Here is a 12325-nt window from a genome sequence, read left to right on the forward strand (position 1 = left end):
CGACAGCTAGACCGGGATCCGCGCGCCCTCGATGCCGTCGTTCTCGACCAGGAAGCGGACGACCGAGGCGATCTGTTCGGGAGCGGTCCAGTGCGCGGCGTCGGCGTCGGGCATGGCTTCGCGGTTCGCCTGGGTGTCGATGGTGCCGGGCAGGATCGTGTTCACCCGGATCCCGTCCCGGCCGTACTCGACCGTGAGTGCTTCGGCGAAGGCGAGCACCGCGGCCTTGGCGGTGACGTACCCCGCCGCGCCCGGGAACGGCTTGAGCGCGCTCTGGCTGGACGTACAGACGATCGCGCCGCCACCGTTCGCGATCAGGTGCGGCACCACCGCCTGGGTGATCAGGTACGCCGGGCGCAGGTTGAGGCTGAGCTGGTCCTCGAACTCCTCCACCCGGGTCTCGTGCATCCGCTTCCCCGCGGCGAACCCACCGACCAGGTTCACCAACGCGGCGAGCGGCGCGCCCTCGTCGGCGGTCGCCAGCGCGGCAACGTCCGCGGCACCCGCCGGCGAGGCCAGGTCCGCGACGATCGGGGCGAGCGACTCGTCCGAGCCGAGGGCGGCCAGCGACTCCTCACTCCGGCCGGGCACCACCACCCGCCAGCCGGCGGCCAGGAACTCCCTGGTCACCGCTCCACCGAGCCCACCGGTGCCTCCGGCAACAATCACGGTCCGCGTCATGTCAGCAGCCTAATCTCGGGACTCGGTCACCGCTCCGGGAGGGCCAGCGTCTTGCCGGCGTCGCGGGCCGCCGCGATCCGGCGGGAGAGCGTGTCCCCGAGCAGGGCCGCCTCGTCGCTGAACCCCTGGACGACGCTCTGGTCGCCGGCCGGCTCGGTACGCGCGAGCAGCTCGATGTACCGGTCGCTGTCCCCCAGCGCACCCTCCGCCCGCAGCGCCGCGTCGGCGGAGCGGACCCGGTCGGCGTACTGCTCCAGCAGCTCCACCTTCTGCCGGATCGCGTCGACCGAACGGTTCAGCGCCCGCCGTTGCGGCCCGAGGACGGCCTCCAGCTCGGCGGTCGCCATGCCGCGCGCCACCTCGCGTTGGCGCGCGCGCAGGACGGTCTGCTCGCGCAGCACGTTGGCGAGGTCCCAGAGCTGCTCGGGCAGGACCAGGTCGTTCTTCACCTCGTCGAGCAGGCCCGTCCTGGTAACTGTTGCCTCAAGCACCGTTTTCACCGCGCGCTGGCCACGCCGCAGCAGCTTGCCCGCCTCGGCGTCGAAGTCCTCGGCCAGCAGGTACTTGCCGTGCTGCCGGCGGACCGCCTTCCGCCCGCCGTCCTCGAGCGCGGACCGGACCGCGATCCCACCGGTGGCGACGACGGCCAGCCCGGCCAGTACCACCGAGGCCCAGGCGGCCACCTCGGTCGGCAGCGTCAGCGCCATCACGATCAGGCCGAGGATCCAGCCGCCGACGCAGACCGCGAGCCAGACCAGGAACGAGCCGAAGGTCGCGCCGGGCGCCTCGCTCCAGGCCGTCTGCCGGCGGGGCTTCGGCGCGCTCGCGGGAACGAACAGCTCGGGTCTGCGCTGGTAGAGCCGGCGCACCTCGGCCGGCACGTCAGGCGCGAACACCGGATCCGGGCCCATCACACCTCCAGTCCTCGAACACTCAGCGTAGCGGCGTTTCCCGCTCCGGAGCCGACACCGTGGACAGGAACTCGGGGGTGTGGACACGTTATTCGTTGTTCACGGTCCCGGGATGGTGTCCGAGCGGACCCGGATCCCGGCCGACGGAGCTACCGGGGTCGGGTCAGTCGAGGGGTGAGACCCAGGCGGGGTCGCGGCCGAGCAGGGCGAGCAGGATCTCGAAGTCGGTGGCCTCGCCGGAGACCTTGACGCCGCGTTCGAAGGCGGCGCCCGGGCCGCGGCTCGCCTCGGTGTCCGGGATCCGCCGGGCCAGCGCGAGGGCCGGCCCGACCAGGTCGGCGGGCGGCTCGTACGGGACGTCGATCGCGCGGGCCAGGTCCCAGGCGTGCACGACGCAGTCGAGCTGGTGGAAGGTGAGCGCGACCCGGCGCGGGAACGACCCGAACTCGCGGACCTCCATCAACCGGTCCAGCGCACCGCCGTCGGCGAACGCGTCCGCGACCTTGACGTTCGACCGCCGGTACGCCCCGGCCGGGTGGTCGCCGAGCCGGCCACCGGTCCAGGTCTGGACGGGCGCGGAGCCGTGCGTGGCGGCCGCGGCGAAGCCCTCGTTCTCGCTGACCAGGTGCCGGAGCAGGCCGCGGACGGTCCAGTCCGGGCACGGCGTCGGGTACCAGAGCTGCTCGGGCCGTACCTGCATGACCACCTCGCCGAGCACCGCACCAGCCCGCCGATCAAGATCCCGGATGTCCATCCGCGCTCCTCAGTCGTCGCCTGCCCCGGCCGAGCATAGGCCCGCCAGGCCGCCCGGACCGGAGTTTCGGCCGGATCCACGGGTAATCCCGCGCCGGTACGATGGCGCCATGGGCTTCCAGATCGCCAACCAGGCAGAGGCTGACCACGTCCTCGACCAGTACCCGTTCGCCGTCGTGGTCGGGATGATGCTGGACCAGCAGTACGGGATGGAGCACGCGTTCCGCGGCGGCTACAAGGTGCTCAGCCGGTTCGGCACGCTGGACCCGGCGGCGATCGCGGCCGCGGACCCGGAGGCGTTCAAGGAGCTGTGCAGCACGCCGCCGGCGATCCACCGGTTCCCCGGCTCGATGTCGGCCCGGCTGCAGGAGCTCGCGGCGCTGGTCGAGACCAAGTACGAGGGCGACGTGACCCGGCTGTGGACCGAGGCGAGCACCGGCAAGGAGCTGATCAAGCGGGTCCAGGAGCTGCCCGGCTTCGGCAAGCAGAAGGCGCAGATCTTCGTCGCCCTGCTGGCCAAGCAGCTCGGCGTCCGGCCCGAGGGCTGGGAGGCGGTGGCGGGCGACTACGCGCTCGACGGGTACCGCTCGGTGGCCGATGTCGTGGACGCCGACTCGCTGCTGAAGGTGCGCGAGTTCAAGCAGCAGAAGAAGGCCGCCGCCAAGAACGCCGGCTGAGGCCCGCCCGCCGGTAGCGGACAGGCCCAGCGATCCTCACCTGGCCGGGACGCGGGTCCGCCAGAGCAGGTAGACGAAATACGGCGCCCCGATCAACGCGGTCAGCAGACCGGCCGGGATCTGGGCCGGCGCAAGCAGGGTACGGCCCAGGCTGTCCGCGACCGAGACCAGCACCGCACCGAGCAACGCCGCGACCGGCAGGATCCGCGTGTGCCGCCCGCCCACCAAGGCGCGAGCCGCGTGCGGAGCGACCAGGCCGACGAAGCCGACCACGCCGATCGCGGACACGGCGGCCGCGGTGAGCAGAGCGGACGCGATCAGGGCGACGAGCCGAGCCCGTTCCAGCCGGACCCCGAGGATCCGCGGCACGTCGTCGTCCAGCGCGAGCAGGTCGAGCTCCCGCCGGGCGACCGCGATGGCCGGGGTCAGCACGATCAACGCGAGCGCCACCGGTACGACCTGCGGCAGTGTCCGCCCGTACGTACTGCCGGACAACCACGTCATCGCCATGCTGACGTTCCACGGATCGGTGTAGACGATGACGAACGTGATCACCGCGGTCGCCGCCGACGAGACGCCGACCCCGATCAGCACCAGCCGGTCCGAGCTCAGCCCGCCGCGCCACGAGGTCAGGTAGACCACCGCGAACGTCGCCAGCGCGGCCACCGACGCGGACCCGGACAGCACCCAGATACTTGCCGAGGGCAACGCCATGAGCGTGATCACGGCCCCCATCCCGGCGCCACCGGTGATGCCGAGGATGCCCGGCTCGGCCAGCGGGTTCCGGCACACCGCCTGGACGGTCGCGCCCGCGATCGCCAGCGCCGCCCCGCAGAGGATCGCGGACAGCACCCGCGGGAACCGCTGGTCCAGCACGTACGTGATCGCGCGGCCGGACCTGCCGTTGATCCAGTTCGCGAGATCCCCGGTCCGCAGGAAGGCGTCCCCGGCAAGCATCGCGCCCACCGACGCGCCGACGAGCAGGACGGACAGCACGGCGACCACGATCCAGAACGTCCGCCGGCCGCGGATCCGGGACGCGGTCCCGCCGGGCCGGCGGCTCGGACCGGAGTCCCGGTACCGGCGGGCCAGCCAGACCAGCACGATCGCGCCGACGAGCATCGTCATGATGCCGGTCGGGATCTCCACACCGGCCTGCCCCCCGAGCAACGCCCGCAGTACGACGTCCGCGGTGAGCACCACGACGATCCCGGACAGCCCCGACAACGGCAGCAGGACGCGGTGTCGCATCAGGCCGGGGACCAGCGGCCCGACCAGCCGGACCAGGACCGGCGCGACCAGTCCGACGAATCCGACCGGTCCCGCGATCGTCACGGCCGCCGCCGACAACAGCACCGTCACCAACGTGATCAGCACCCGCGTCCGCCGGACCGGGACGCCGAGAACGGCCGCGGTGTCGTCGCCGAGCGCGAGGATGTCGAGCCGGGACGCCAGCAGCAGCGAGGCGATCAGGCCCAGCGCGATGATCGGCGCCATCTGCGTGACCGCGTCCAGGTCGCTCTGGACCAGGGTCCCGCTCCCCCACGCGAACGTGCCGACGGTCTCCTCCTGGTACAGCAGCAAGAGCAACGTGGTCACGCCGCCGAGCGCCAGCGCGACCGCCGACCCGGCCAGGATCAACCGGGTCGGACCGGACGAACCACCCGCGGACAACACCAGGACCAGTACCGCGGCCGCGAGCCCGCCGACGAACGCGACCCCACCGGCCGGCAGGACCGGCAACGAGACCCCCAACGCCGCGACGGTGACCACGACCAGGTACGCCCCCGCGTTCACGCCCAGCGTGTCGGGCGAGGCCAGTGGGTTGCGGGCCAGGGACTGCAGTCCGGCGCCCGCGACACCGAGGGCCAACCCGACCAGGACGCCGGCGAGCAGGCGGGGCAACCGCGACGCGACCAGGACGTTGGCCGACTCGTCCGTGCCCTGCCCGACGACGAGCCGGAACAGGTCCCCGGCGTTCACCGAGGACGTGCCCTGGGTCAGGTGGATCGCGGCGAGCAGGACCAGGACGACCAGGGTGAGGACGAACACCCCGGCCACCCGGATCCGGCGTACCGGTTGCTGGAGTGCCTGGGCGACGTCAGGACGCTCCGCGGTGAGCTGGGTCAAGAGGTGACTGCCTGGACCGTGGCGTCGATGAACTGCTCGGTCGACTTCGGCCCGCCGAACATCCAGATGCCGTCCGGCAGCCGGTGCACGTCGGCGCGCTTCACGAACGGCAGGTTCTTCCAGATCGCGTTCTTGGCCAGGTCGTCGCCGAACACGTCCCCGCCGTCGGACTTGTTCGCGATGTAGAGGAAGTTGCCGTTCGGCAGCTTGGTCAGGCCCTCGACGTCGGTCTGGGCCAGGCCGTAGTCCTTGTCACCGGCCCCGGTCCAGCCGTTCTTCAGGCCGAGCTCGGTCGCGACCGCGCCGAGCAGCGAGCCGGTGGTGTACATCCGGACCGAGATCGTGCTGCCCTGCTTCCAGCCGTCGGCCATCGTGAAGCTCTCGCCGGCCTTGCCCGCGGCCGCGATCTTCTGCTTGCCCTCGGCCACCGCCTTGTCGAAGTCGGCGTTCACCTGCTTCGCCTCGTCCGCCTTGCCGACGGCGGCCGCGACCAGCTCGAGGTTCTTCTTCATCTGCGGGATCGCGTTCGCCGCGTCGGCGCCGCGGACCACCAGGACCGGGGCCGCCTTCTCGATCTGCGCGATCGTGCTGGCCGACTCGTCGGAGGTGACGATCACCAGGTCCGGGTCCAGCCCGACGATCGCGTCGACGCTGGCCTCACCACGGGTCCCGACGTCCTTGACCGACGGGTCCAGCTTCGCCGCCGTCACCCACGCGGTGTACCCCTTGGTGTCCGCGACGCCGACCGGCATCACCCCGAGGGTGACCAGGTTCTCCACGACGCCCCACTCCAGGCCGACGACCTTGGCGGCCGGTGCGGGCAGGTCGACCACCTTGTTCCGCGCGTCGGTGACCGAGACCGGCTGGGCCACGGCCGAACTGTCGGCCTGCGGCTCGATGTTCTCGCTGCTGCCACAGGCGGACAGGGCCAGCACCAGCGTGGCGGCCAGGACGGTGAGTCTCTTCATCAGGGGACCTTCTTGTTCGGCTGACCCGGACGGTCAGGGGTTCTCAGGTTCAGGACGGCTGCAGGGCCGGGCGCTGGAGATGACGGCCGACCGGCTGCGTACTGAGCAGGCCGGTCGCCGGGTCGGTACCGACGTCGATCCGGATCCCGTAGGTCTCGGACAGCACGTCCGCCTGCAGCACCTCGACCGGCGTACCGGTGGCGCGGATCCGGCCCTGGTCGAGCAGCGCGATCCGGTCGGCGACGGCGGCCGCCTGGTTGAGATCGTGCAGCACCACCCCGACCGCGACCCCGTGCTCGTCGGCGAGATCGCGCATCAGGTCGAGCAACTCCACCTGGTACCGCAGATCGAGGAACGTGGTCGGCTCGTCGAGCAACAGGACGCCGGTGTCCTGGGCCAGGCAGGTGGCGAGCCAGACGCGTTGCAGTTCACCACCGGACAGTTCGTCGACGGCCCGCTCGGCCATCGAGGCAACGCCGGTCACGTCCATGGCGTGGGTGATGGCGGCGTTCCCCTCGGGATCGTCGTTGCGCCACCGCCCCCGGTACGGGTGCCGGCCGTACCCGACGACGTCGCGCACGCTGACGCCGTTCGGAGTGGGCCGGGACTGCGCGAGCAACGTGACCTTTCGCGCGAACTCCTTCGCGGAAAGGCCGGCAGCCGTGGTCCCGTCGGTGAAGGCGACCTCGCCGGACTCGGGCTGATGCAGCCGCGCGAGCGCCCGCAACAACGTCGACTTCCCACTGCCGTTGGGCCCGACCAGCGCGGTCACACTGGCCGGCTCCACCGAGACCGAAGCCCCGTCCACCACGAGCCGTCCGGAATACCCCAACCCCAGCCCGACCCCACGCAGCCCCACAGATTCCCGCATGGTCCAGAGGATAGCCTTACCTAACTTGCTGTGTCAGCCTCACGTTCAGCACCTGAACAACAACCCGGAGTCGCGAGACTGGCGGGCGGCCGAGCCATGCACAGCGGACTGCCGTTCGGACCACCGCTGGAACGGCCAAGGACAGAGTTCCCCTTTTGATTCTTTCTGTGGTTGGCCTTTCAGAGCTTCAGGGCCAGGCGGGTGGCTTGGTCGATAGCTCGTTTGGCGTCGAGTTCGGCGGCCACGTCCGCTCCGCCGACCAGGTGGACGCTTCGGCCTTCGAGGGCCTGGTGCAGATCGCGGACCGACTCCTGGCCCGCGCAGATCACGATGGTGTCGACCTCGAGGACTCTCGGGTTCTTCTTGTCCGGGCCGAAGGTGATGTGCAGACCTTCGTCGTCGATCTTCTCGTAGTTGACGCCCGTCAACTGCTCGACCTTCTTGTTCTTCAGGTGCGCGCGATGCACCCAGCCGGTGGTCTTGCCGAGGCCCTTGCCGATCTTCTCCGCCTTGCGCTGCAGCAGGTACACCTCGCGCGGTGACGGCTCCGGCCGTGCCTCGGTCAGCGCGCCGCGAGTACTGCGTGGATCGCCCACGCCCCACTCCGCCTTCCACGCCTCGACGTTCAGCGCCGGCGAGTCCACCGTGGTGAGGAATTCGCTCACGTCCACCCCGATCCCGCCCGCGCCGATCACCGCGACGCGTCGGCCGACCGGGCGGCCGTCGCGGACCGCTTCGGCGTACGAGAGCACCTTCGGATGGTCGATGCCCGGGATCGCCGGGACCCGCGGGACCACGCCCGTCGCCAGCACCAGCTCGTCGAACCCGTCCAGGTCCGCGGCCGTCGCCCGATGCCCCAGGTGCACCTTCACCCCGGTCAGGTCGAGCCGGCGCCGGTAGTACCGGATCGTCTCGGCGAACTCCTCCTTGCCCGGGATCCGTCGCGCGATCCCGAACTGCCCGCCGAGCTCCTGATCCGCCTCGAACAACTCCACCGAATGCCCGCGCTCGGCCGCCGTCACCGCGGCCGCCAACCCGGCCGGTCCCGCGCCCACCACCGCGATCCGCTTCGTCCGCCGGGTCGGTGACAGCACCAGCTCGGTCTCCCGCGCCGCCCTCGGATTGACCATGCAGCTGGCCTTCTCGCGGGCGAAGACGTGGTCCAGGCAGGCCTGGTTGCAGGCGATGCACACGTTGATCTCGTCACCACGCCCCGTTGTTGCCTTGAGCACCCATTCGGGATCGGCGAGGAACGGCCGGGCCAGGCTGACCAGATCCGCGTCGCCCCGGGCGAGGACCTCCTCGGCGACCTGCGGGAGGTTGATCCGGTTGGACGTCACCACCGGGATCCCCACGTGCGGGCGGAACGCGGCCGTCACCGAGGTGAACGCGGCCCGCGGGACGGACGTCACGATGGTCGGCACCCGGGCCTCGTGCCAGCCGATCCCGGTGTTGATGATCGACGCCCCGGCCGCCTCGATCTCCTGGCCGAGCGTGACCACCTCGTCCCAGCTCTGCCCGCCCTCGACCAGGTCCGCCATCGACAGCCGGTAGATGATCAGGAAGTCCGGCCCGACCTGTTCGCGGGTGCGGCGGACGATCTCGACGGCCAGCCGGCGCCGGTTCTCCGCGGTACCACCCCAGTCGTCGGTCCGCCGGTTCGTCCGCTCGGCCAGGAACTGGTTGATGAAGTACCCCTCGGAGCCCATGATCTCGACCCCGTCGTACCCGCCCTCGCGAGCCAGCGCGGCGCACTCGGCGTACGCCGCGATCTGCCGCCGCACCCCTCGATCGGACAGCGCGCGCGGCTTGAACGGCGTGATCGGCGCCTTCGCGGCCGAGGCGGAGACGCTGAACGGGTGGTACGCGTACCGTCCCGCGTGCAGGATCTGCAGCGCGATCCGGCCGCCCTCGGCGTGCACCGCGTCGGTGACGATCCGGTGCCGCGACGCCTGCCGCCGGTTCGTCAGCTCGGACCCGAACGGGGTGAGCCGGCCGGCCCGGCTCGGGGCGTACCCGCCGGTGACCATCAGACCGACGCCACCGCGGGCCCGCTCGGCGAAGTACGCCGCCAGCCGGGGCAGGTCCTTGGCCCGGTCCTCCAGGCCGGTGTGCATCGAGCCCATGATCACCCGGTTCGGCAGGGTGACGTGGCCGAGGTCGAGCGGGGCCAGCAGGTGCGGGTACGCGGTCATCGGGGGCCTTCCGCTCGCAGGGCGTCGACGACCTCCGCGCACCAGTCCACGAAGGACTGCTCCGCCCGGATACCGCCGCGCAGGACCAGGTACTGATGCAGCTCGCGGCCGTTGAGGGCGTCCGGCTTCGGGAAGTCCCGGCGCTGGATGCTCTTGTACGCCTCGAGCCGGGCCGCGTGTTCGTCGCGGTGCCGCTCGACCTCGCGCAGGACAGCGCCCTCGTCGCCGAGGGAGGCGCCGCGCAGTTTCACGCCGAGTTCGTCGCGCAGGGTGGTCGGCTGCACCGGTTCGGCCAGCCAGCGGGCCAGCTCGTCGCGCCCGGCGGCGGCGACCTGGTACACCTTCTTGTCCGGCCGGCCCTCCTGGGCGACGTCGGTCCGGACCACCCAGCCGGCCTCCTCCATCCGGCGCAGCACCCGGTAGATCTGCTGGTGCGTGGCCGCCCAGAAGAAGCCGATCGACCGGTCGAACCGGCGGGCCAGCTCGTACCCCGAGCCGGACCGCTCGCTCAACGCCACCAGCAACGCGTGCTCCAACGCCATGGCGGCACCGTACCTATGCAACTCGTTGCAGTGCACTTGTTTGCAATCCGGATCACATCCTGACCTGGTCCCTCGGTACGGGAGAATGGTTGCAAAAGCCGACTATCTCGAGCCGGAGAGAATTCTGATGGAACACCAGGCCCACCCGACCAGAACGTCCCTGCCGGGCATCGGTACCCGGTACGACCTCAAGACCGAGGGCGGCAAGCACGTCTCGGTGGTGGTCCACGAAGACGGCCGGCGGTTCCTCGGGTTCCACGATCCCGACGACGACGACAACTGCACCAGCTCGGTCCCGCTGGACCCGTCCGAGGCAGCCGCGCTCGGCCAGCTGCTGATCCCGGCGCCGATCGACCCGCTGTCCAACGACATCGAGATCGACCTGATCACCGAGCAGATCCCGATCACCGCGCGGTCGCCGTACTCCGGCCGCACGCTCGGTGACACCCAGGCCCGCAGCCGGACCGGCGCGTCGATCGTCGCCGTACTGCGCCGCACCGGGGCGATCCCGTCCCCGGCGCCCGACTTCCGGTTCGGGATCGGGGACACCCTCGTCGTGGTCGGCACCCGTGAGGGTGTCGACGCCGTCGCCGACCTGATCACCGGGGGCTGAGCGTGCACGAAACCACCGCCCTGCTGATCGAGCTCGGTGCCGTCATCCTGGCTCTCGGCATCCTCGGCCGGATCGCCGGCCGGTTCGGGTTCTCCCCGATCCCCCTCTACCTGCTGGCCGGACTCGCGTTCGGGCACGGCGGGCTGCTGCCGCTGGCGGCGAGCGAGGAGTTCGTTGCCACCGGCGCCGAGATCGGCGTCATCCTGCTGCTGTTGCTGCTCGGTCTGGAGTACACCGCGTCCGACCTGGTCGGCACGCTGAAGACCCAGTACCTGTCCGGGGTGGTCGACTTCCTGCTGAACGCGCTGCCCGGATTCGCGGTCGCGCTGATGCTCGGCTGGGGCCCGGTCGCCGCGGTCGCGCTGGCCGGTGTCACCTGGATCTCGTCGTCCGGCGTGATCGCGAAGGTGGTCGGCGACCTCGGCCGGCTCGGTAACCGGGAGACCCCGGTCGTGCTCGGCATCCTGGTCCTCGAGGACCTGTCGATGGCCGTCTACCTGCCGATCCTCACCGCGTTGCTCGCCGGGGTCGGGCTGGCCGGCGGCAGCATCACCCTGCTGATCTCGCTCGGCACGGTCAGCATCGTGCTGTTCGTTGCCCTGCGCTACGGCCGGGTGATCAGCCGCGCGGTCTCCTCGGACAACCCGGAGATGTTGCTGCTGGTCGTGCTCGGCCTGACCCTGCTGGTCGCCGGGATCGCGCAGCAACTGCAGGTCTCGGCCGCGGTCGGCGCGTTCCTGGTCGGGATCGCGTTGTCGGGTGAGGTCGCGAAGGGCGCGCGGCGGCTGCTGAGCCCGTTGCGGGATCTGTTCGCCGCGGTGTTCTTCGTCTTCTTCGGGCTGAGCACCGACCCGGCCGAGATCCCGCCGGTGATCGGGATCGCGCTCGCGCTGGCCGTCTTCACCGCGCTGACCAAGATCGCCACCGGGTGGTACGCCGCCCGGCGCGCCGAGGTGAAGCCGGCCGGTCGCTGGCGGGCCGGTGGAACGCTGGTCGCGCGCGGCGAGTTCTCCATCGTCATCGCGGGTCTGGCCGTCGGAGTCGAACCCAGGCTCGGCCCGCTGGCCACGGCGTACGTGCTGATCCTGGTCATCCTCGGCCCGCTCGCCGCCCGGTACACCGAGCCGATCGCCCGCAAGATCACCAGCCGGTTCAAACCGAAGGTCGCCGCCACCCCGGCCGAGGCGTCGGCCGAGGCGCCGGCCGAGGCGTCGGTGGCTGAGGTTGAGGGTGGGGGCCGGAGCTCCAGCACTCACGAACCGGCGTCCCCCGGCGGACCGCACGCGTAAAACAGCCGTACCGACCCGGGCGCCTGCCACTTGGTGAGTGGTGGGCGCCCGGGTCAGCGGGCTCGCTGGTTGGCGGCGGCCTGGGTCACCGTCTGCTCGATCCGGGCGGCCCGGGTCTCCGGGCGCTTGGCGAGAGCGATCCATTCGAGGATCGCCCGCTTCGCCGACTTGGGGAACGCGGCGAAATGGGCGGCTGCTTCCGGGGTGCCGTCCAGCTCGCTCCGCAGGTCGGCCGGGACGATCAGGTTCTGCGCCTCGGCGAGGATGTCCCAGCTCCCGGTCCGTTTCGCCTCGTCGACGACGGCCTGTCCGGGCGCGGTCATCAGCCCGGCCGCGACCAGCCGCTCGACGCGATCACGGTTCACCTGGCTCCAGGTACTCCGGGGATTCCGCGGCGTGAAGCACTGGTACGTCGTCCCGGCGTCCCGCTTGACGGTCTTGCTGTCCACCCAGCCGAAGCACAGCGCCTGCTCGACCGCGGCCACGTAGTCGACACCCGGCTCCTCGGCGCCCTTGCGATGCACGACCAGCCAGAGCGCCCGCTCGGTCCCACCGTTCGCCGCGAGCCACTCGCGCCACTCCGCCACACTTCCGAGCAGGACCGCCTGCTCGTCGGTCATCGCCGTCATCACGTCCACCTCTCCTCGGGTCTCACCACCACGATGCACCCGAGAAGTGCTCACCTCATGAGCACT

At 71.3% G+C, this 12325-nt stretch carries 12 protein-coding genes; 3 read left to right on the plus strand and 9 right to left on the minus strand.

Annotated features, from left to right (window positions below):
• Positions 1-6: 6 nt before the first annotated feature.
• The 3 genes from FB561_RS01075 to FB561_RS01085 form a co-directional block, all read right to left on the minus strand.
• Positions 7-681, minus strand: a complete 675-nt coding sequence (locus FB561_RS01075) for an SDR family NAD(P)-dependent oxidoreductase (protein ID WP_145802050.1) — start codon at positions 679-681, stop codon at positions 7-9.
• Positions 682-707: 26 nt separating this feature from the next.
• The gene (locus FB561_RS01080) at positions 708-1592 is read right to left on the minus strand and encodes a hypothetical protein (RefSeq protein ID WP_145802052.1); all 885 of its coding nucleotides are present in this window, start codon (positions 1590-1592) and stop codon (positions 708-710) included.
• A 163-nt stretch (positions 1593-1755) separates the two neighbouring features.
• On the minus strand, positions 1756-2346 hold the full coding sequence (locus tag FB561_RS01085; protein ID WP_145802054.1) for a TIGR03086 family metal-binding protein: 591 nt from the start codon (positions 2344-2346) through the stop codon (positions 1756-1758).
• 109 nt (positions 2347-2455) lie between these two features.
• Here FB561_RS01085 and FB561_RS01090 point away from each other — a divergent pair, with 109 nt between their 5' ends.
• Positions 2456-3022, plus strand: a complete 567-nt coding sequence (locus FB561_RS01090; RefSeq protein WP_145802056.1) for an HhH-GPD-type base excision DNA repair protein — start codon at positions 2456-2458, stop codon at positions 3020-3022.
• Between the two features lie 36 nt (positions 3023-3058).
• On the opposite strand, the gene FB561_RS01095 is transcribed toward FB561_RS01090, so the two are convergent.
• The 5 genes from FB561_RS01095 to FB561_RS01115 all read right to left on the minus strand — a co-directional run bounded on the left by FB561_RS01095 (position 3059) and on the right by FB561_RS01115 (position 9728).
• Complete coding sequence (locus FB561_RS01095; RefSeq protein ID WP_145802058.1) at positions 3059-5152, minus strand: iron ABC transporter permease; 2094 nt, start codon at positions 5150-5152, stop codon at positions 3059-3061.
• Positions 5149-6120, minus strand: coding sequence for an ABC transporter substrate-binding protein (locus tag FB561_RS01100; protein ID WP_145802060.1), 972 nt, complete (start codon positions 6118-6120; stop codon positions 5149-5151). Before FB561_RS01100 ends, FB561_RS01095 begins: the two co-directional genes overlap by 4 nt.
• A gap of 49 nt (positions 6121-6169) precedes the next feature.
• Positions 6170-6991: an ABC transporter ATP-binding protein gene (locus FB561_RS01105; RefSeq protein ID WP_145802062.1), complete on the minus strand. Its 822-nt coding sequence runs from the start codon at positions 6989-6991 to the stop codon at positions 6170-6172.
• Between the two features lie 179 nt (positions 6992-7170).
• Complete coding sequence (locus FB561_RS01110) at positions 7171-9186, minus strand: NADPH-dependent 2,4-dienoyl-CoA reductase (RefSeq protein WP_145802064.1); 2016 nt, start codon at positions 9184-9186, stop codon at positions 7171-7173.
• Positions 9183-9728 (minus strand): PadR family transcriptional regulator, encoded by a 546-nt coding sequence (locus tag FB561_RS01115; RefSeq protein ID WP_145802067.1) that lies wholly within the window; start codon positions 9726-9728, stop codon positions 9183-9185. Before FB561_RS01115 ends, FB561_RS01110 begins: the two co-directional genes overlap by 4 nt.
• Positions 9729-9855: 127 nt before the next feature.
• Here FB561_RS01115 and FB561_RS01120 point away from each other — a divergent pair, with 127 nt between their 5' ends.
• Together FB561_RS01120 and FB561_RS01125 are read left to right on the plus strand one after the other, a co-directional pair.
• A complete protein-coding gene (locus FB561_RS01120; protein WP_145802068.1) occupies positions 9856-10341 on the plus strand; it encodes a cation:proton antiporter regulatory subunit in 486 nt (161 codons plus the stop codon).
• 2 nt (positions 10342-10343) lie between these two features.
• Positions 10344-11630, plus strand: a complete 1287-nt coding sequence (locus tag FB561_RS01125) for a cation:proton antiporter (RefSeq protein ID WP_238334597.1) — start codon at positions 10344-10346, stop codon at positions 11628-11630.
• 53 nt (positions 11631-11683) lie between these two features.
• Here the strand turns inward: FB561_RS01125 and FB561_RS01130 are convergent, their stop codons facing one another.
• The gene (locus FB561_RS01130; protein ID WP_238334598.1) at positions 11684-12313 is read right to left on the minus strand and encodes a YdeI/OmpD-associated family protein; all 630 of its coding nucleotides are present in this window, start codon (positions 12311-12313) and stop codon (positions 11684-11686) included.
• Positions 12314-12325 lie beyond the last annotated feature (12 nt).

It is taken from the genome of Kribbella amoyensis (assembly GCF_007828865.1).
GTDB classification, from domain to species: Bacteria; Actinomycetota; Actinomycetes; order Propionibacteriales; family Kribbellaceae; genus Kribbella; species Kribbella amoyensis.